The sequence below is a fragment of the Brachyspira pulli genome (assembly GCF_036997785.1).
Classification (GTDB): Bacteria; Spirochaetota; Brachyspiria; order Brachyspirales; family Brachyspiraceae; genus Brachyspira; species Brachyspira pulli.
This window is the reverse complement of sequence record NZ_JAWLQI010000022.1, coordinates 25,460-46,575: the sequence shown is the minus strand read 5'-3', so window position 1 is coordinate 46,575 and position 21,116 is coordinate 25,460. Positions and strand designations below refer to the sequence as shown.

15 protein-coding genes and 1 rRNA gene are annotated in these 21,116 nt (G+C 28.1%); 10 read left to right on the top strand and 6 right to left on the bottom strand.

The features are described from left to right. A partial coding sequence (locus R4K56_RS06695) for a hypothetical protein (RefSeq protein WP_335786897.1) occupies window positions 1-280 on the bottom strand: 280 nt, incomplete at its 3' end. Window positions 281-286: 6 nt separating this feature from the next. Next, window positions 287-1,027, bottom strand: coding sequence for a hypothetical protein (locus R4K56_RS06690; protein ID WP_335756829.1), 741 nt, complete (start codon window positions 1,025-1,027; stop codon window positions 287-289). A 1,413-nt stretch (window positions 1,028-2,440) separates the two neighbouring features. Here R4K56_RS06690 and R4K56_RS06685 point away from each other — a divergent pair. The 5 genes from R4K56_RS06685 (at window position 2,441) to prmC (ending at window position 8,507) form a co-directional block, all read left to right on the top strand. After that, window positions 2,441-3,955: ribosomal RNA gene (locus tag R4K56_RS06685) — 16S ribosomal RNA — on the top strand. A 195-nt stretch (window positions 3,956-4,150) separates the two neighbouring features. Next, entirely contained in the window at window positions 4,151-4,480 is a 330-nt protein-coding gene (locus R4K56_RS06680; protein ID WP_335771688.1) for a cupin domain-containing protein, read from the top strand. Between the two features lie 23 nt (window positions 4,481-4,503). Next, on the top strand, window positions 4,504-5,745 hold the full coding sequence (locus R4K56_RS06675; RefSeq protein WP_335771687.1) for a DUF262 domain-containing protein: 1,242 nt from the start codon (window positions 4,504-4,506) through the stop codon (window positions 5,743-5,745). Window positions 5,746-5,758: 13 nt separating this feature from the next. Continuing rightward, entirely contained in the window at window positions 5,759-7,627 is a 1,869-nt protein-coding gene (locus R4K56_RS06670; protein ID WP_335771686.1) for a DUF262 domain-containing protein, read from the top strand. Window position 7,628: 1 nt separating this feature from the next. Next, window positions 7,629-8,507: a peptide chain release factor N(5)-glutamine methyltransferase gene (gene prmC, locus R4K56_RS06665; RefSeq protein WP_335771685.1), complete on the top strand. Its 879-nt coding sequence runs from the start codon at window positions 7,629-7,631 to the stop codon at window positions 8,505-8,507. 780 nt (window positions 8,508-9,287) lie between these two features. Here prmC and R4K56_RS06660 read toward each other — a convergent pair. The 3 genes from R4K56_RS06660 to R4K56_RS06650 form a co-directional block, all read right to left on the bottom strand. Further along, complete coding sequence (locus R4K56_RS06660; RefSeq protein ID WP_335771684.1) at window positions 9,288-10,688, bottom strand: MATE family efflux transporter; 1,401 nt, start codon at window positions 10,686-10,688, stop codon at window positions 9,288-9,290. Window positions 10,689-11,024: 336 nt separating this feature from the next. Continuing rightward, complete coding sequence (locus R4K56_RS06655; protein WP_335756823.1) at window positions 11,025-11,732, bottom strand: zinc metallopeptidase; 708 nt, start codon at window positions 11,730-11,732, stop codon at window positions 11,025-11,027. A gap of 332 nt (window positions 11,733-12,064) precedes the next feature. After that, a complete protein-coding gene (locus R4K56_RS06650; RefSeq protein ID WP_335768984.1) occupies window positions 12,065-13,045 on the bottom strand; it encodes a M28 family peptidase in 981 nt (326 codons plus the stop codon). Between the two features lie 287 nt (window positions 13,046-13,332). On the opposite strand from R4K56_RS06650, the gene R4K56_RS06645 reads away from it, so the two are divergent. Continuing rightward, window positions 13,333-14,169 carry a flagellin N-terminal helical domain-containing protein gene (locus R4K56_RS06645; protein WP_335756821.1) on the top strand — a complete coding sequence of 279 codons (837 nt, stop codon included), beginning with the start codon at window positions 13,333-13,335 and terminating at the stop codon, window positions 14,167-14,169. A gap of 112 nt (window positions 14,170-14,281) precedes the next feature. Next, the gene (locus R4K56_RS06640) at window positions 14,282-15,214 is read left to right on the top strand and encodes a DUF7638 domain-containing protein (protein ID WP_335771683.1); all 933 of its coding nucleotides are present in this window, start codon (window positions 14,282-14,284) and stop codon (window positions 15,212-15,214) included. A gap of 315 nt (window positions 15,215-15,529) precedes the next feature. Here the strand turns inward: R4K56_RS06640 and R4K56_RS06635 are convergent, their stop codons facing one another. Beyond that, a complete protein-coding gene (locus R4K56_RS06635; RefSeq protein WP_335771682.1) occupies window positions 15,530-16,021 on the bottom strand; it encodes a tRNA (cytidine(34)-2'-O)-methyltransferase in 492 nt (163 codons plus the stop codon). 179 nt (window positions 16,022-16,200) lie between these two features. Between R4K56_RS06635 and R4K56_RS06630 the strand changes: the two genes are divergently transcribed. The 3 genes from R4K56_RS06630 (at window position 16,201) to infB (ending at window position 20,930) form a co-directional block, all read left to right on the top strand. After that, on the top strand, window positions 16,201-17,694 hold the full coding sequence (locus R4K56_RS06630; RefSeq protein ID WP_297295918.1) for a nucleotidyl cyclase domain-containing protein: 1,494 nt from the start codon (window positions 16,201-16,203) through the stop codon (window positions 17,692-17,694). Between the two features lie 127 nt (window positions 17,695-17,821). Continuing rightward, the gene (locus R4K56_RS06625) at window positions 17,822-18,568 is read left to right on the top strand and encodes a hypothetical protein (RefSeq protein ID WP_335756818.1); all 747 of its coding nucleotides are present in this window, start codon (window positions 17,822-17,824) and stop codon (window positions 18,566-18,568) included. Between the two features lie 28 nt (window positions 18,569-18,596). Then, entirely contained in the window at window positions 18,597-20,930 is a 2,334-nt protein-coding gene (infB, locus tag R4K56_RS06620) for a translation initiation factor IF-2 (RefSeq protein WP_335756817.1), read from the top strand. The last annotated feature ends 186 nt before the right edge of the window (window positions 20,931-21,116 follow it).

Below are 21,116 nucleotides of genomic sequence, written 5' to 3'. Positions count from 1 at the left end.
CTTTTTTAGCTGCAGTTTTCTTAGTTGTAGTTTTTTTTGCAGTTTCTTTTACTTCAGCTTCATCTTTTTTAGCTGCAGTTTTCTTAGTTGTAGTTTTTTTAACAGTTTCTTTTGCTTCAGTATCATCTTTTTTAGCTGCAGTTTTCTTAGTTGTAGTTTTTTTTGCAGTTTCTTTTACTTCAGCATCATCTTTTTTAGCTGCAGTTTTCTTAGTTGTAGTCTTTTTTGTAGTTTCTTTTACTTCGTCTTTTTTGTTTGTAGTAGTTTTTTTTGTTGCCATATCTTTTTACTCTGTAATATTTTGTTTATTTTTGATTAATATGTTTCTTATAGAGCTCATAGTTTTTTCATCAAACATATTTTCTGTAATATTTCCAGTTTTTAATGACTCTACAAGATAATTGTTTAAATTTATATCTTTGTTTAAGTTATATTTCTTAGCAATATAAACAGAATTACACATAAATAAAATTACTCTAAGCTGATTTCCATTAGAGGAATATTTATCTATTAGCTTTTGGGGATCATCTATACCTAAACAACTTAAATTATAACAAACTTTGAAGAAAAGTTTATCAACAGCTTGTTTAACTTGAGTTTCTTTTTTAGCTTTCTTGTTTAGAGTATAAAGTATAGAGAAATCCCTAGCTTCAAAATTACATACAGTGGCAAAAAACTTCTCTTGATGCGGCATAAGATAGTGATGACTTTTCACTTTAGATTCTACTCTAGTAATAAACCCTTTTTCTTCAAGAGTATCCAAAGATTTCACTATAGTAGCATTTCCACCTATTCCAGCTTCGCTTAATATCTGAGAATGAGTTATTTTAGCAAGTCCAATCTCATAATCATAATTAGCCACTAAACTTCTGTAAACTTCTTTAGCAGATAGAGGTAATTTTTTCCAAGTGTTGTTCTCTGTTATAGATTTTGGAATAAACGAACACATTGATGCTATAGATAAGAATGTCTCTTTATCTATTGTTTTTAATTCAGCTTTGTTAATAATATCTATGATGTTATCCAAAATCTTACTCCATTTTTAGGTTTATATAATATATCTAATTAAATATAAAATCAAGTTCGTATAAACATAATATTTTTTTTAGCTTATTTTTATATATAATCAGCTAATTTCCTTTATCGGCTTTGTTTAAAATACTTTAGTTGATATTTTTTTTATTTATCATTGCATTTATATTGTATTTTTTTAAGAATAATTTTTTATAATTTTTTTTATAGAACAAGTCTTTAATTTTCAAGAAAGACTATAATACCTAATTTTTAATAATATCATAAACAAATATAGTTTTTTGAGAATCAAGTTGTATTTTTATTTTTTATATCTTTTCTTTGTCTTTTCCAAGCATGCAAGATGTAGCACTTTATTTTTTGCATCATTCACCATTTCTTTTGCGATCGAAAAAAGTCTTTTATAGCGACTGAAAAAATACTTTTAGCTATTCTATTGATACAAAGTCTTATATTCTCAATATACTTTGTAAAAAGGGTATCTTAAAGTTAATAATTTATATCATAATCTAAAATAAACTTAGTATGATTTTATAATTGTAAGTTTATATTTGCGCTTTCATAAAATATATCCAATCCTGTTGAGGGTATAAGGTTCTTTAATGAAGTACTAAAAGAGTATGTGTCTGTAAAATAACAACATAAAAATTGACAAACTTTAAAAAAATCAATGTATCCTAATCTCAAGACTATACTAATTTTCAAGAAAGATTCTAATTACTAAGAATAATCTTAATTGATTTTAAGATTTTTTGAAATGATTTTAAGATTTTTTGCGGCTTTTTATAGAAATTTTATGCCCTTTAGACCTGCTATTTTGGAAAAATTTAGAATTATTTTGGAAAAAATATCCATGTATTTTGAAAATTACATAGTCTAAAACGATTTTTTTAAAAGTTTTTTTCTAAAAAAATCCAATTTTTTGCAATTTTTTTAAAAAAATCAGGAAAAATTTCCCAAAAAAGCCCCAAAATTTCCCAGAAATTCCAGATTTTGAGCCATTTTCGAGGTCGAAATTGGCAAAAAATGGGCAAATTTGGCAAAACGAATTTTAAAAATGTAGTATATGTATTATAAAGCGTGATTATGGCTAAAAAACTCAGAATTTTTTTAAAAAACGCGGTTTTAGCCTATTGTGTTTTTTTGACCCTGTGCTATAATAATAAAACAGTTGATGAGAAAAAACAAAACGAAATAAACATCAGCTGAGACACAAAACTAAAAAACAAAAGTTCTTTGAAATATGGATAGCAGAAGCAATTTAAGAAAAACAAAACACAACTGGTGTAAATGAACTTAATAAGTTCTATGACCCAACGGTTACAATTTGTAACATTTCTTTAAGTAAGTAAATCTCTATTCAGTAGAATAGAAAAATAAAGAATCGTTTCAGATTCACAAAATTGTGAGTATGGAGAGTTTGATTCTGGCTCAGAGCGAACGTTGGCGATGCGTCTTAAGCATGCAAGTCGAGCGGGCTTATTCGGGCAACTGGATAAGTTAGCGGCGAACTGGTGAGTAACACGTAGGTAATCTGCCGTAGAGTGGGGGATAACCCATGGAAACATGGACTAATACCGCATATACTCTTGCTACATAAGTGGCGTAGAGGAAAGGAGCGATCCGCTTTACGATGAGCCTGCGGCCTATTAGCCTGTTGGTAGGGTAACGGCCTACCAAAGCTACGATAGGTAGCCGACCTGAGAGGGTGACCGGCCACATTGGGACTGAGATACGGCCCAGACTCCTACGGGAGGCAGCAGCTGAGAATCTTCCACAATGGACGAAAGTCTGATGGAGCGACATCGCGTGAGGGATGAAGGCCTTCGGGTTGTAAACCTCGGAAATTATCGAAGAATGAGTGACAGTAGATAATGTAAGCCTCGGCTAACTACGTGCCAGCAGCCGCGGTAATACGTAGGAGGCAAACGTTGCTCGGATTTACTGGGCGTAAAGGGTGAGTAGGCGGACTTATAAGTCTAAGGTGAAAGACCGAAGCTCAACTTCGGGAACGCCTCGGATACTGTAAGTCTTGGATATTGTAGGGGATGATGGAATTCTCGGTGTAGCGGTGGAATGCGCAGATATCGAGAGGAACACCTATAGCGAAGGCAGTCATCTGGACATTTATCGACGCTGAATCACGAAAGCTAGGGTAGCAAACAGGCTTAGATACCCTGGTAGTCCTAGCCGTAAACGTTGTACACTAGGTGCTTCTATCTAAATAGGAGTGCCGTAGCTAACGTCTTAAGTGTACCGCCTGAGGAGTATGCCCGCAAGGGTGAAACTCAAAGAAATTGACGGGTCCCCGCACAAGTGGTGGAGCATGTGGTTTAATTCGATGATACGCGAAAAACCTTACCTGGGTTTGAATTGTAAGATGAATGATTTAGAGATAAGTCAGACCGCAAGGACGTTTTACATAGGTGCTGCATGCCTGTCGTCAGCTCGTGTCGTGAGATGTTGGGTTAAGTCCCGCAACGAGCGCAACCCTCACCCTTTGTTGCTACCGAGTAATGTCGGGCACTCTTAGGGGACTGCCTACGTTCAAGTAGGAGGAAGGTGGGGATGATGTCAAGTCCTCATGGCCCTTATGTCCAGGGCTACACACGTGCTACAATGGCAAGTACAAAGAGATGCGAGACCGCGAGGTGGAGCGAAACTCAAAAAAGTTGCCTCAGTTCGGATTGGAGTCTGAAACTCGACTCCATGAAGTTGGAATCACTAGTAATCGTAGATCAGAACGCTACGGTGAATACGTTCCCGGGGATTGTACACACCGCCCGTCACGCCATCGGAGTTGGTTTTACCTGAAGTCGTTAGCCTAACCGCAAGGGGGGCGGCGCCGAAGGTGGGACTGATGATGAGGGTGAAGTCGTAACAAGGCAGCCGTACCGGAAGGTGTGGCTGGATCACCTCCTTTATTCGGAGATTGTCCGACTTAAATCTTACTGCTATTCATATTTGAAAGAATTTTTCCATATTATATTTTTTATACCTCGTTAATAAACTAGCCACTTAGGCTGGTTTTTTTGTGCCTTTTATTCTTTATTTCCTTGAATTCTTCTATAAACTTGTTATACTTTTAAATATTTTAATTTTTAAAAAGGAATTTATTATGTATCAAGATTTTAATAAAACTGAATTAAAAAATTTAGGTAATGGGCTTAAAAGAAAAATATTAGCTCATTCTGATAATCTTATGACTGTTTATATGGAATTTGATGAAAATGCTGTAGCTGAACCTCATTCTCATAATGAGCATGAACAGATTACTTATATATTAGAAGGTGAATTTCAATTTAATGTTAATGGACAGGAATATTTCTGTAAGCCTGGTGATACTTTGCATTTCGCTAAAAATATGGCTCATGGATGTAAATGCATTAAAAAAGGTAAATTATTAGATACTTTTACTCCTCAAAGAGAAGATTTTTTGAATAATTAATTTATATATTATAAGGGTGTATTATGCCAATAATAGAAGATGAATTAAAATTATTGACTTTAGGAAATATTTTAGAAAAAAAATTAGTTATACCAGAATATCAAAGACCTTATAAATGGAAAGAAGAAACTATTTTAAAGCTTCTTAATGATATAAAAAATAATAATAATAAAAATGAATATAGAATTGGTACTTTAATTTTACATAAAGAAAAAGAAGAATATAATATAGTAGATGGTCAGCAAAGATTGGTGAGCATTTCTATTATACTTAATATTTTAGAAAAAATGAATGATAAAAAAGAAAGTATAGAAAATGCTATTTTAAATTCTTGCTTCGATGATATTTCTAAAAATAATATTATAAGAAATTATAAATATATAAAAAGTTATGTAGCTAAAGATACAGATTTGTTAAAATTTATTTTAAATAATTGTAAGATGGTGGTTATTGTAGTTGATAAGTTAGAAGAGGCTTTTCAATTATTTGATTCTCAGAATTCAAGAGGTAAGCCATTGGAAGCATTTGATTTATTGAAGGCCTATCATTTGAATGAAGTGTCTCCTTACATTACTAATTTAACAAAAAAACAAATTGTGAACAAATGGGAAAGATTAATAAATAATAATAGGTTAGGTGAATTATTCAACACATTGTATAGAATAAAAAAATGGACTGTTAGAGATTATGCTAGTGATAATTTTTACAAAAATGAAATAAATTTATTTAAAGGTATTAATAAAAATAAAAATTATCCATATATTAATAGCAGCATAGTTAATAATTATTATGATATAAATAGACCTATTATAAATGGGGAATATTTCTTCTATATGCTGGAGTATTATAATGATTTGTATGATACTGTGGAAGTCACATTAAAAAATGCCATTCATATCAATTATTATAAGAGTGATAGATCTGGTGATAAATTTGTTAAATTATTATATAAAGCAGCATTAATAGCTTTTATTAATAAGTTTGGAATTAATAGTTTAAATGATAATTTAAATATCAAAATATATGCTTATGCTTATAGAATAAGATTGGAAAAATATGCTGTTACAAATCATATTATTAATAATTCTATAAATAATTATTTTTATTATATTTATAATTTTTGCTATGAGCCTAATGATATATTAAAACTAGGTATAATGAATCAAAAAGTAAATATCAAATATGAAAAAAGAAAAATAGATAAAATTATTGACTATATAAAAAATACTATTCCTGTTTTTTATGATAATAAAGAAATTAAATAATTGGGGGATAAAAATGTCTAGTGAAGAATTAAAGACTTATACATTATACGAAATATTTGATAATGATGATTTCTATAGAATACCTATATATCAAAGAAATTTTGCTTGGGGTGAAAAAGAGATATTAGAATTATTACTTGATATTTATAATCAATATAAAAATGATAAAGAATCGCATTATTATATAGGTTCATTGGTTGTTGCTCATAAAGAAAATGATAATATCTACGATGTTATAGATGGTCAGCAAAGGTTAACAGTTATAAGTTTAATTTATATTTATTTGAGAGAAAAATATCTTTTGAGAAATGAATTAATAAATAAAGATATCACAATTTATTTTGAAATTAGAGATGAAATAAATGAATATTTGAAAAAGAAGTTAGGAAAAGAAGAAATAAATGAAGCATATGTAACAGAAGAAAATGGCTTGCAGTCGTTTGAATATGCTTTTAATGTTATAAATAATTTTTTTGATGAATATTTCAAAGAAAATGAAGACATCAAAAAAGAATATACTGATTTTTTATTTGATAAAGTACAAATTATAAGAATAATACTTTCTAAGGATACTGATTTAATAGAATATTTTGAGATAATGAATACAAGAGGCGAACAGTTAGAATTTCATGATATATTAAAAGCAAGACTATTAAATTTAATCAAAGAAGGTGAGAAAAGAAAGCAATATTCTTATATTTGGGAAATTATTTCTGATTTTAGTATATACCCTTCATATAAATTAGATATTGAGAATATAGAATCTATAATAAATAATGAAAATATTTTTGAAAAAATAAATGCTCAGTTACCAAATATAAGTGATAAATCTACATTGATTAATATTTTTAAAGATGAGGCTTCAATAGATACAAAACCAGATGAAAAAACAGAATTAGATGAAAGGTTCAAATCTATTATAGATTTTCCAAATTTCTTATTGATTGCTCTTAAATTATATTCAAAAAATGAGGAATTATCATTAGATATACAAAAATTATTAATTAATTTTGATCAATATTTAGAAAGGAATAATTTTGTTTGTGATTTCATATTGAAATTATTAAAATATAGATTTATTTTTGATAATTATATTATTAAGCAGGATAATAAAAAAGAGAATGATGAAAAATATAGAATACAGTCATATAAGAAGAATATTAAGGAAAAATATTATATAAATACTATCACTAATGAATTAGAAGAAGATGAAGCAAAAGATGATAATAAAAAATTGTTAGAATTATTGGAATATTTTATTATACATTTACAAATTATACTAGAAAATTTAAGTCCTACAAAACAAAATAAAACTTGGCTTTATAAAGCATTAAATTCATTGATAAATAACTGTGAAGAAGATAGATTAATGAGTTTTACAAATTCTTTGTGGAAATCATTAAGAGAAAATGTTAGTAAGTTGGATTTTTATAAATTATGTTATCCTGATATTTCCCGTAAACTTTTTTATTATATAGATTTTTTAATTTTATTAGAGAATAAGCTTTTTAATAATTATAACGAAATTAATGATATAATAAAGAATTTTGAATTTGCTTCAGTTGGTTCTATTGAGCATATATATTCACAAAAACAGGCTGAAAATATAGGATTAGGTAATGATATTTTGCATGGTATAGGAAATTTATGTTTAATATCTTCATCACAAAATACTTTACTAGGAAAATGGGATTATAATAATAAAAGATTAGAATGGGAAAAATTTAAAAGAAAATATAGCTTAAAACAAGCTTTAGTTTTTTGTAAATATGATAAATGGGTAGAAGATGATATTAAAAATCATCAGGAAGAAATAATTAATTTATTAATAGAATATGAAGATAAAGATGATCTATATAGTATAATAACAGAGAATAAATAAGATGAATATTAATCAAGCAATAATTAATTACGCTAAAAAATTAGAAAATATTAATAATGATTATAAAGTGTCATATATTGAGGCACAGACTATTATAATGCATACTTTGAACATATCTAAAGTAAAATTAATATCTGAGGGCTTAAAAGAGCTTACAGAGGCTGATATAAATCAAATAGAGACATTTATAAATAGACGTCTTAATTATGAGCCTTTATCTTATATAATAAATAAAAAAGAGTTTTATGGTTTTGATTTCTATGTAGATAGTAATGTACTTATTCCAAGGCCTGAAACAGAAGAAATTATTGATTTAGTATTAGATTATACAAAGGATAAAGATAATATTTCAATATGCGATATTGGTTCAGGAAGCGGAAATATACCTATTACATTAAAAAAATTATTTTTAGAGCAGAATAAAAATATTGATATTACTGCTCTTGAAATAAGTTCTTCAGCTGTTGAAGTTATAAAGAAAAATGCTTTAAATATATTAGGTTCTATTGATTCTATAAATATAATAAATGCTGATGCTTTAGATTTTCTGACAGAAAAGAAATTTGATATAATAGTTTCCAATGCTCCTTATGTACCTTTAAGAGATAGAGATTCACTTCAAATGGATTTAGAATTTGAACCTCAAAATGCATTATATTCTGGATATGATGGGCTTGATTTTTATAGGAGTTTTTTAAGTATAGTAAATAGATATTTAAAAGATAATGGTGCTTTCTTTTTTGAGATAGGCTATGATCAGGGAGAGGCTTTAATAAATATATGTAACGGCATTAATATAAAAAATGCGGCAGTAGAAAAAGATTTAAGCAATAAAGATAGATTTTTAGTTTGTTTTAACTATTTAAGTATTAATAGATAAATTTAACGCACGGTAAACTAAGTTTCTAATATAATCAAATTTAAATTTTAAATAATACTATCTTGTTAATTTCATTTTACGTGCGGTGAGTAGACATCAGATTTAAAAAAATCTTGGGTGGGCAGCTAAAATAACAATTAGAAATTTAAAAGAAAAATAATTTTAAATATCAAGAAAAATAAAAAGGATAGAGGGTGGGCAAGTGTAATTAAATTTTAAAATTCAAATATTTTGTAAATTAAGGTTTATTATACCGAACGTATATTGTACTTTGTATAATGAATGCTATTACTGTTCCCGCCCTTTATTCTTTGTTGTTTAAATCAATAATCTTACTTTTATTATCTTTACTGCTTAATTAGAAATTTTAGTACCCACCCAAGTGTTATTTAAATTTAAGGCTTATTTACCGCACGAAGAATGATTTTATTAATATGAACTTAATTATTAATTCAAATTAAATTTATTATAAGAATGCATTTACCGTGTGTTGATGAAATTATGAATTTAATTAGCACTTTTGTGTGAGTTCTTTTTTATTAATTACAGTTTAATATAAATAAAATTTTTAATTGAAATTGAGACTATAATTTTACAGTGTGGATTTAAAAAAATATATATGTCTTTTTTGCAACTTTTTTGGCGAAAAAAAGTTGATATAAAAATTAATGCATTTATTTAATCAAAATTTAATTCTATATAAAAAAAGCATGCACTTCTAAAGAATAAAAGTGCATGCGAGGTTATATTATCTTTTTAGAATATATGCTTAACTATTTCTTATACATTCGCATAAGCAGGTTCTGAACTATTCTCATTGTTATTTTTTTCTTCTTCCAATGCTTTTCTTTTCATCTTTTGATAAATATAAATGTACATGATGCTAGCCATTATAACTGTAACTACATCGGCTATAGGCTGAGCCCATATAATACCTTTTATTCCAAATAATTTTGTACCTATGAGTATTGTAGGAACGAATGCTATACCTTGTCTGCTTATAGAAAGTATTAGGGAAGGTATTGACTTTCCTAATGCTTGGAATGTAGACATAAATACAAATTGGAAACCTATTATAGGAGCTATAGAATAACTAGCTACTAGGAATCTTACTCCATAATCAATTACTTCTTCATTGTTAATGAATACTTGAACGGATAATCTTCCAAATACTAAAGATAAACCTAAAAGTAAAAATCCTATTATTACGCTTGTAACGCATGATAATTTTATAGCGGCATTCATTCTTTTATAATTTTTGGATGCAAAGTTGTATCCCACAAAAGGCTGAAGACCTTGAGAAAGTCCTATAAATACTAATACAGCAAGAGTAAATATTCTTTGAGCAACTCCAAGTCCTGCAACTACATTATCATTGTAGCCAGCTGCTAAATTATTTATAAGTATATTTGAAGCACTCATAAGTATATTGTTAATTGAAACAGGTATTCCTATAGCAAATACATTTGATAGTATGTCTGATTTCATACTAAAATCTTTAAAATGTATAGATAAGAAAGTTTTCTTTCTCAAGATATGATAAATGTAGTATATAGTAGAGCATGCATTACCAATGATTGTAGCAAGAGCAGCACCAGCAACACCCATATTCATATAAAGAATCATAATAGGGTCTAATACAATATTCACTACAGTACCTATCATCATACCAATCACAGCCTCTTTTGAAGAACCTTCAGAACGTATGATCTGTCCCATAGCCATTTGATTGACTACAAAAGGAGCACCGAATGCTACTATAACTAAATAGTCTTTAGAAAATTGATAAGTATTTTGACTAGCCCCTGAAATCTTTAATATGTCTTTCATAAATATCAAATAAACAGCCATAGATATAAAGCCAATTATAATGCTTGCATAAAAAGCAAAAGAGGATATTTTTTTTACGCTTTCATAATCTTTGGCACCTAATTTTCTTGATATGTATGATCCTCCGCCTATACCAAATATATTACCAAAAGCCATAAGGAGCAAATATATAGGCATACATAATGATACTGAAGCAACCTGATTTGGATCTCCAGTTTGTCCTACAAAGAAAGTATCTACCATATTATAAAAAACGTTTACTAACATTCCTAGTATTGTTGGAAGTGCTAGCGTAAGTAGAGCTTTATGTACTGGATAATTTTCAAATAATTCAATTTTTTTATCTGTCATACGTCGTACCTCCTGATTTTAATTGTTTGAAATATATAGTATACTATATATTAAAATATAGCAAGCAATATATAAGAAGAAAATTTGGTTTTTTTATATGTATTTTTATAAAAAAATGAATTTTATTTGATTTTTTTCTTAATTGTATATTGATAGATTAGTTATATTGAATACTTATTTTATATTTTTTAATATGTAATTTATTAAGAATTTTGATGAAAAAAATAGTATTAAATCGTACTAAATTTTATAATTGATGATTTTATTTAAAAAAATAAAGAGGCACTATTAAATAAATAATAATGCCTCTTAATAAACTCTATATAGATTATTCTATTAATCTCTTCTTTTTTGAGCCAACATTACAAGTCTTAAAAGTGTAAGTATAGCACTAACAGCAGCAGCAACATAAGTTAAAGCAGCAGCAGATAAAACTTTTTTAGCTCCGTAAAGTTCTTCGCTATCTAAAAATCCGCCTTTATCCAATATCTTTATAGCTCTGTTTGAAGCATCAAATTCAACAGGCAAAGTAACTAAAGAGAAGAATACAGCAAAGGCAAAAAGTATAATACCAGCTATCATAATGTAGTATGAAAAACTTCCTGCACCTCCTATCATCATACCTATTAATACCAAATAAGGGCCGAATTGATCCCCTATAGCACATAAAGGATAGAAACCATTTCTTATAGAAAGAGGAGCATATCCTCTATCATGCTGTATAGCATGTCCTACTTCATGAGCAGCAACACCTAAAGCAGCAACATCAGTACCATCATATACACCAGAAGAAAGTCTTAAAACTCTTGCAGAAGGGTCATAATGGTCTGTTAATGTACCGCCTATTCTTTCTACAGGAATATCTATACCATATCCTGACAATATGTATTTAGCAGTTTCAGCACCAGTTATTCCTCTTTTATTTTCCATTCTGCTGTATTTAGCATAAGTAGTTTTTACTTTAATTTGTGCCCAAAAACCTAATATTAAACCCGGTACGAGTATCCACATATATCCGAAATAATACTCAAAATATCCAAACATATTAAAAAAACCTCCTATTTTTTAGTATTTTTCATTATAAAATTATAAAATAATTTGAATATATTACAACAATTTTCTATAACAATGTTAATAGTTTTAATGTAAAATTAAATTTTGTATGTTATATATTTTTTATTGTTAGCTATAAACTTCTTATAAATTAGCTTACAATCTTAATTAATATGTAAAAATCTAACAATTGACATTTAATTTTTTGTTCTAAGTATAACATTCTCATTTATGGTATAAAATTAATAAACTTTTATTATTGTTAATCATAAACTCGCTTTATAATAACTGACAACTTATCAGCTGCTCGTTTATGACAGAAATTAATAAATTTTATCAGCGTTCTTTATTGTGTATTCTATTGTCTTTCCTACAGCATCTAAAGTTTTTTTATCTAATTTATCTATTGTATCTTGTGATGTATGGTGAAAAGGATAATCCATATCTATAACATCAATAAAAGGTATTTTCTCATTTAAAAAAGGAGTATGATCATCTATTATACTTCCATAATGAGCATCAAAGAAATATTTACCGTATCCTAAATCATTAGCATACTGCCAAATTTTATTGTATATTGGTGAATAGTATGTATGTGCAAAACTTTCATATTTGAATTTGGCATCTTTGCTTCCTACCATATCAAGAAGTATTCCAAATTTTATTTTTTGTTTGTCTATGATCTTATCTCTTAAGATAATTTCATTTACAAAAGCAATACTTCCCTGTATCCAGTCGGTTTCAATTAATGAATTTCCTTCAACATCAAATAAATTTCCGTCATCTTCCAAATCAAATAATACAAAGCAAACACTATAAGGCAAATCATTATAATTTTTTAAAGCGTTCATAAGTTCAAGTAAAACACCGCTGCTGCTTGCTCCGTCATTTGCACCGCTTATAGGTTTATTTCTATTAAATGCCATAGGATCTTTTTCAGCTACAGAACGGCTGTCGAAATGGCTTGATATAATTACATAATTATCAGTTTTTCCTTTTAGAAAAGCGTATATATTTTCGCCTTTTCTGTCTTTAATGTATGGAGCTTCAAAATTATGAGTATGTACTTCATACCCCATATTAGAAATTTCTTGTTTAAATAACTCTCTTACTTTTTTATGAGCTTCACTTCCGTAATTTCTAGGGCCTAAATCTGTTTGAGCCTTTATATATTTGTATGCATTTTCAGAATTGAAGTAAAAATTGTCATTTATTTTTATACTATTATCAGTATTTGCCTTTGCTTTACTACAAGAACTTAGAAAAATAGCAGTAATAAAAATCATTATATATATTTTTTTCATATTTTTTTATCCCTAAAATGTGATAATACCGCCCAATTTTAGTGTAATATAGTTAAAAAGTCAATCTTATTGTAGTAATATACAGTATAAAATAGCCTATCGACATTTTTTTATAAAAAATTAGTCTTTACTTTTTTTTAAAAAGGTATTATAATTAATTATGTGAAGTTGATATTATGTTGCTATTTTTTAGGGGATGACTAAATAGCAGGGTAAGACATAATATATATAGCTTTAGAAAATAAAAATTACAAAAATATTTTAAGCACTATTCATGGAGGGTAGTTATGATTATCAACAATAATATTTCTGCATTAAATGCAAACAGACAATTGAATTTAACTGGAAATTCAATGACTAAAACAATCGCTCAGCTTTCTAGCGGTCAAAGAATAAATACAGCTGGTGACGATGCTTCTGGATTAGCAGTATCTGAAAAAATGCGTTCTCAATACCGTGGTTTACAACAAGCTACTAGAAACGCTCAAAACGGTATCTCTTTCATTCAAACAACTGAAGGTTATTTAAATGAAACTACTAACATTATGCAAAGAATGAGAGAATTAGCTATTCAAGCTGCTAACGGTATCTATTCTGACAGCGACAGAGCTTTAATCCAAGTAGAAGTTAACCAATTAGTAGCTGAAGTTGACAGAATCGCTTCTCAAGCTGAATTCAACAAAATGAACATGTTAACTGGACGTTTTGCTGCTGACGGTCAAACTCCTATGACTTTCCACATCGGTGCTAACATGGATCAAAGAATTTCTGTTAATATAGGTTCTATGACTGCTGCTAACTTACAAGTTGGTGGAGATACTCCTATTTCTATTTCTTCAGTTGAAACTGCTAACCAAGCTTTAGGTAGAATCGACGAAGGTATACAAATGGTTGTAGCTCAAAGATCTGAATTAGGTGCAGTTCAAAACAGAATGGAATCAATGGTAAAAAGCTTAATGATAGCTACTGAAAACACTATAGCTTCTGAAAGCGTTATACGTGATGCTGATATGGCTTCTGCTATGGTTGCTTATACTCGTGAGCAAATCTTACAACAAACAGGTGCTGCTATGTTAGCTAACGCTAATATGAAAAACCAATCTATAATGAGAATCATTGGATAATTTTTTCTAAGCGACTTATTACAAATGTAGATATAAAGCCTGTCGGTAGCAATACTGATGGGCTTTAATTTTTGCATAAAATTAATATGATTTTTATTTATTAAGGTTGTATATGTATAAAAATAATGTATATAGAAAAGAAAAAATAGAAGGCAGAAGTTTTTTCGGCATTATTAAAAATGGTTCCTATTTCTTTTCTAATTTAGCAATTTATGAAGATGGTATAGTTAGTGCTTGGGCTAAATTTGATATTTATCAATTTGAAAAAGCATTGGAAAGAAAATGGGTTGTATCATTTATAGAAGATAATGAGAAATTGGATATTCATGGAATAGGGAATTTTGAAATTTTAGAATCACAGTGGTTTCATAAAGATGATTATTATGAATATGTAAAAAGCATATTGAAAGAAATGAATCCTGAAATGCAGAATATTTATAAAACTACCAAAAGAGAAATAGAAAAGTGGGAAAGTTTAAAAGTAGCATTTTCTGCAAGTCCAATTGATTTTAAAATGAAAGGAAAATTTGGATATGATTTATCCGACGGTAAAAGTTATTTTATATTTAGAAAATCTCCCAATTATTCATATAATAAAGAAGTATTTTTAATTTGTTATACAATTTATGATGATGAAACAATATCTTTTAATAATGATGAAAAAGTATATTCTTTTGATGATATGAAAAATATGTTTGATAAAGATGAGTTATTATTATATCCAAAAGAAGATGATACTATTATAATAGAAAATCTTGCAAAACTTAAATTAAAACCAGTTATAAAATACACAAATAAAAAAGAAAAATTAAAAGAAATAGAAGAAAATATAAAAGAGATTTCAGATAAAGAAAATGCTTTTGACTATGCAATAAGATGTTATCATGATTATCTTGTATATCCTTCAGATTATAATAGAAAATTATTAAAAGAAGCTTATGAAAAAGTACCTGAACATGAAAGAATGTTTTTAGGAGATATGGACAATAAAGACACTGATTTCATAAGAATAATTTATACTCCTAATATAAAGAGGGAAGTATAAAACTGAGGCAGTCTTTTAGTATATACCTAAACAATTATATTTTGTCAATTTTCACTTTTTTATAAATGTAAATTATTATTTTTTATAAAGTAAAAGATTACCTAATATTAAGAAATATGTTTTACATGTAATATATATTTATTGATTTTGTATAATAATGAGTAATCAGCCGCACTTATAGAGGACATTCAGTAAAAATAAGCAATACTGTGCGGGTTGCCGCTACGGCTAGTAGTTGACAAAGTTAAAAATTTTTAGTATATAAAAAAATAACAAGCATTTTAAAAATATACTTATTTAAAACAAATATTATTTTTAATTTGAGAGGCAAATATGTCTGTATGCTTCATAAGCCACAATAGCTGCAGTATTTGATAGATTTATTGAACGTATATTATCGCTCATAGGAACATATACAGAATTTTCTAAATCATTTTCCCATAATGATTCTCTTAAGCCGGTAGATTCTCTTCCGAATAGAAGTATATCATCATTTGAATAATTAAATTCGTCGTATCTATTTTTTCCAAATTTAGTAATAGGTATTATTCTTTTATTATTGTTATTGCAGTATTCTAAAAATGTATGTTCATTTTCATGTTTTATTATATTAAGATGTTCCCAATAATCCAAACCAGCACGTCTTACTTCTTTTGAGCTTATTATAAATGCAGGTTTTGAAACTATATGCAAAGATATATTAAGTCCTACACATAATCTTCCAATATTTCCAGTATTAGCTGGTATTTCAGGTCTGTATAATGCTATTGATATATAAAAATTATCTTTTATTTTTGTTTGATCCATAATGCTATAAATTTATTTTTAATATGTATTTTTTATATTTTATTTTAGTATAGTTTATATTTTTTTCAATATGTTTAATATATTAATATAATTATTATTTTAAAACTATTGATTTTTTTCATTTATAAGTTAAAGTAGTTAATTAGGGATTTTATATAAAAAGAAGGTAAGAAGAAAAAGTGAATAAAATAGAAGAATATAATCAGTCAACTTCAAAATATGAGCTATATACTCATCTTACAGAAAAAATAGTTTCAGGCGAAATAAAAGCCTTTTCAGAAATTTTTACTTATGCTAAAAACGTTAATTTTGAAAAAGTACATGATCACAAAGCAATATTAAAAGGGTTATTCGATCTCATACGTAAAATTAACTGGGGGTTTTTTAATAATTTAGATAAAGAATCTTATCCGAAACTATGGAGCAAATTTGTTATAGAAAATCAAAAATATAATTTTGCGGGGGATTTAAAACTTAGTTTGTCAATAGCTGATGTTTATATAGCTATGCTTGATATTCATGGCTATACAAAGTTTTGCGAAGAAAATAAGAATAACTTATCAAAACTGCATGCATTAGATGATTTGATGCAAAATAAAGTAAGTGAAGTAACAAAATTTTATAATGTTATATCACATAGGAAGCAGGGTGATGAAATTATTATGGTATGCCCTACTGCAACAGATGCTTTGAGTGCTACAATAGCTATAATTGGTGTGTTAAGTAAAAAGAGATTATTAAATGAATATCCTAGTGTTGATACTTCAGGGCTTCCGGAGTTTAAAATAAGTGCCGGAATATCAGGCGGAAACACTAACAGTTCTTTGATTATTACAGAAGACGGAGATTTATCAGGATTCTTAATTAATAATGCGGCAAGAATGCAGTCAAGGGCAAATACTTTAGCACCTAAAGAAAACAAAGTAATAGTTACAAAGAACTTACAGTTTAACTTCTTGAAAGAAAATAGTAAAGTAAAAAGCGAATTATTTGAAAAGAATATTATATCTTTCTATGATAATGGAATGATATCATTTAAAGGTACCGAAATACCTATTGTAGAAGCTATATTTAATCCTAATGAAAAATATAAAGAATCATTCTTTAATGAAATGGAAGAACTTGTAAAAAGTGTAAGAGGAAATTTATGGAAGCAGAGAATGTTTACTGCAATTTTGGATTTAATATCCAAAGTAGCTAAATCAATGCCTCCTTTTGAAATAAAAGAAAAAGTTAATGATTATATATCAGGCTATACTAATGCTACTATATGTGATTTATGCGATAGAGCAAATGGAGCTTATGTAGTTAAAGAAAATTATAAAGAGGCAATAGACACTTTTGCTTTAATAATAAATTTATTAAAGACTATTCCAGATTTTGATAAAATGGTTCTAGAATATGCCGAAAGTATTTGTGCGGGGTATGAAAAAGTTTTGCCTATATATGATGTGGTTATAAAGAAAGATATAGAAGCAAATATATCTGAAATATTTCCAGCTAATCATATACCAATATTCCAAAATGTACAAAAGGCAAATGAAACCTATAATAAGTTAATGAATTATGCTATGAGCAGTAAAACATTAAAAAGAAGAAAATCTATTTGGTACGGTATTTTAGAAAAAGAATTGCCTAATTTGGTAATTAGTATGTATTCTGGTAAAAAATAATAAAAAAGTTCTTGACTTATTAATTGCATATATGTAAAAATTATGTGTTTTTGCTTGCAGAAATATTTATATATGATACACTATACAACTATTAAATCGTTTTTTTATTTTTAAGGAGTATAAATTTATGAGTTTAAAAAACTTAAAAAAACTGTTATTAATATTAACATCATTACCTATCATCGCTTGTTCACAGGGTAATGGAGGATCATCTTCTGGTTCTTCTGCTTCATCTGATGCAGTTAGTTATTTGAAAGGCGGAGAAGGTGAATGGGTATTAAAAATAGATGATTTTACTATTAATCAAACTAATTTTATGAAGGATTTAGAAGCTTCTTTAGTGCTTCAAAGTGCTACACCAGAACAAATAGCTATGTATGCTAATGATGCTGCTACTAAACAAATGTATGCAGATCAATTAATAAGTTCTATATTATTATTGAAAAAAGCTGAAGAAGAAAAGTTTTTTGATACACAAGAAGCTAAAGATTTTATTAATCTTTCAATAAGAAATATTAAATTCCAATATTATTTGACTAAATTAATGGCTGATGCTTCTAAAAATATACCTGATCCAACTCCTGAACAGGCTAAAGCTTTCTTTGATCAAGCTAAACAGCAATTAACTCAAATGTATGGTATAACAGAATATAATACAGAAACAGCTCCTTATATTGCTCAGTTATATAAAAATACTTATGCTGAACAATTAGTACAAAGAGATTTAATGGATTTGAAAGATAAAGCAGTTATAGAAAGAAATACTGCAGTTTTAGGCGAAGCAAGCATACTTCCTCCTACAATAGGTCAGCAAAATACAAATGCTGCTATGCCTGCTCAAAGCAATGATTTATTACCAAGAACAAACAATTAAAATCTAATATAAATGGGAAAGGAAAATAATGTCTCAAAAAAATGAGAATAATGAAAAAAACATTAATCAAGAAAGCTCTGTAGCTGATAATAAACCTAAAGTTATAATAAAAAAGGCCAATAACAATAATAACAACAATAATGATGACGGCCAAGCTACAGCAAAAGTAAAGAAAAAAGTTATAGTAAAAAAGAAAATTATTATACATAATAAGGCTGAGAAACAAGAAGTTCAAAAGCAGGAAAATAATTCTGAAAATATAAAAAAATCTAATAGAGATAATAATAACAACAATAAAGAAAATAATAAAAATAAGAATTATTCTCATACTAATAAAGAACATAAAGACTTCAACAAAGAGAGTAAAGAAAATAAAGAAAACAAAATATATAAAGATACTCCTATTACTCCTCCTGTTGAAGATGTTTCTTCTTTCAAAAAAGATAATAAAAAAGACAACAAGAAAAGAGATTATGAGAAGAAAGAAAAAGAATACGATAAAAAATCTTCTCAAAAAGACTCTAAAGCTGAAGCTGCACAAAGACAAGAAAATAAAATCTTTAATAAACTTCAAGCTAAAAAACGTCAGCAGGAACAAAGACTTGCAAGTGTTGAAAAAGAAATCAGCATAATGGAAACTATTACTGTTGGTGATTTAGCTAAAAAAATGAATTTAAGAGCTTCAGACATAATATCCAAACTTATGGGAATGGGTACTATGGCTAGAGTTAATGATATAATCGACTCTGATACTGCTACAATTATAGCTGATGATTTCGGCTGTAAAGTTAATGTGGTATCTTTACAGGAAGAAGCTACTATTGAAGTAAAAGAAGACAGAGAAGAAGATTTGAAACCTCGTCCTCCAGTTGTAACAATAATGGGACACGTTGACCATGGTAAAACTTCACTTCTTGACGCTATAAGACATAGTAATATTACTTCTAAAGAAAGCGGCGGTATTACACAAAATATTGGTGCTTATAAAGTAAAAATACCTAGCGGAGAAATAGCATTTATTGATACTCCGGGACACGCTGCATTTACTATGATGAGAGCAAGAGGTGCTAAGAGTACTGATATAGTAATACTTGTTGTTGCTTCTGATGACGGTGTAATGCCTCAAACAGTTGAAGCATTGAACCACGCTAAAGAGGCTAATGTACCTATAATAGTTGCTGTTAATAAAATGGATTTACCTAATGCCAGTATGGATAAAGTAAAAGCTGCATTATCTGAATATGGTCTTACTCCGGAAGAATGGGGAGGAGATACTCAATATATAGGTGTTAGTGCCTTAACAAAACAAGGTATTAATGATTTATTAGAGGCTATTATTTTACAAGCTGAGATGTTAGAATTAAAAGCTAATCCTAACAGAGAGGCTATAGGTATAGTTTTAGAGGCTTCTCTTGATCAGGGCAGAGGTCCAGTAGGTACAGTTTTAGTACAAAATGGTACTTTGAAAATAGGCGATTATTTCGTATGCGGACTTTCTGTTGGTAAAGTACGTGCTATGGTTAATGATTTAGGTCAAAGAGTTACAAAGGCTTTGCCTTCTACTCCTGTTGAAGTTTTAGGTTTTGAAAAGACTCCGGAAGCAGGCGAATCATTCAATGTTATGCTTGATGAAAAAGAAGCTAAAGCTATAGCTGATAAGAGAGTACAATTAAAACAGCAAGAGGCTTTGAAAGCTAATGTTAAAGTTACATTAGAAAATCTTTATGAAAAAATAGCTTCTGATGCTATGAAAGAGTTTAAAGTTATTATTAAAGCAGATGTACAAGGCAGTGCTGAGGCTTTAAGAGATGCTTTAAATAAAATACAAAGTGATAAAATTCGTTTCGTTTCAATATATAGTGCCTCAGGTGCAGTTACTGAAAGTGATGTAAACTTGGCACATGCTTCTAATGCTATTATTATAGCATATAGAGTACGTCCTTCTGCTAAAGCTAGAGAATTGGCAGAAAAACTTGGAATACCTATAGAAAGATATGATATCATTTATGAGGCAATTGAATCTATTCAAAATGCTATGAAAGGTTCTCTTGAAAGACTTAAAAAAGAAGTTGATATCGGTACTGTTGAAGTTAGAGATGTATTCCATGTACCTAAAGTTGGTACTATTGCCGGTTGTTATGTAACTAGCGGTAAAATAGAAAGAAATGCTAGTGTAAGAGTAATGAGAGATAACGTTCTTATATACACAAGCAAAATATCAAGTTTAAGACGTGTTAAAGATGACGTAAAAGAAGTTGCTACTGGTTATGAATGCGGTGCTTCTATAGAAAACTTTAATGATATTAAGAAAGGCGATATATTAGAGATATTCAAGATTGAAGAAATAGCACAAGATTTATAATCTTTTGCATTTAAATATTTTATAAGCGATGAATTCATTACAAGTTCATCGCTTTTTTTATTGTTATTTTTTATTTTTATATATAATTTTATTTTTATTCATGTGTTATTACAGTATATATATAGATTTTATGTATGAAATGTATTGTAATTTGTAAAAAATGTTAACAGTTATGCTTAAAATAAA

What these genes read in the sequence shown, in the direction of transcription:
- R4K56_RS06675 (WP_335771687.1), top strand. Translation starts at nt 4,504, where the DNA reads ATGCCAATAATAGAAGATGAATTAAAATTATTGACTTTAGGAAATATT.
- R4K56_RS06650 (WP_335768984.1), bottom strand. Translation starts at nt 13,045, where the DNA reads ATGAAAAAAATATATATAATGATTTTTATTACTGCTATTTTTCTAAGT.
- R4K56_RS06645 (WP_335756821.1), top strand. Translation starts at nt 13,333, where the DNA reads ATGATTATCAACAATAATATTTCTGCATTAAATGCAAACAGACAATTG.
- R4K56_RS06660 (WP_335771684.1), bottom strand. Translation starts at nt 10,688, where the DNA reads ATGACAGATAAAAAAATTGAATTATTTGAAAATTATCCAGTACATAAA.
- prmC (WP_335771685.1), top strand. Translation starts at nt 7,629, where the DNA reads ATGAATATTAATCAAGCAATAATTAATTACGCTAAAAAATTAGAAAAT.
- R4K56_RS06655 (WP_335756823.1), bottom strand. Translation starts at nt 11,732, where the DNA reads ATGTTTGGATATTTTGAGTATTATTTCGGATATATGTGGATACTCGTA.
- R4K56_RS06670 (WP_335771686.1), top strand. Translation starts at nt 5,759, where the DNA reads ATGTCTAGTGAAGAATTAAAGACTTATACATTATACGAAATATTTGAT.
- R4K56_RS06635 (WP_335771682.1), bottom strand. Translation starts at nt 16,021, where the DNA reads ATGGATCAAACAAAAATAAAAGATAATTTTTATATATCAATAGCATTA.
- R4K56_RS06680 (WP_335771688.1), top strand. Translation starts at nt 4,151, where the DNA reads ATGTATCAAGATTTTAATAAAACTGAATTAAAAAATTTAGGTAATGGG.
- R4K56_RS06640 (WP_335771683.1), top strand. Translation starts at nt 14,282, where the DNA reads ATGTATAAAAATAATGTATATAGAAAAGAAAAAATAGAAGGCAGAAGT.
- R4K56_RS06625 (WP_335756818.1), top strand. Translation starts at nt 17,822, where the DNA reads ATGAGTTTAAAAAACTTAAAAAAACTGTTATTAATATTAACATCATTA.
- infB (WP_335756817.1), top strand. Translation starts at nt 18,597, where the DNA reads ATGTCTCAAAAAAATGAGAATAATGAAAAAAACATTAATCAAGAAAGC.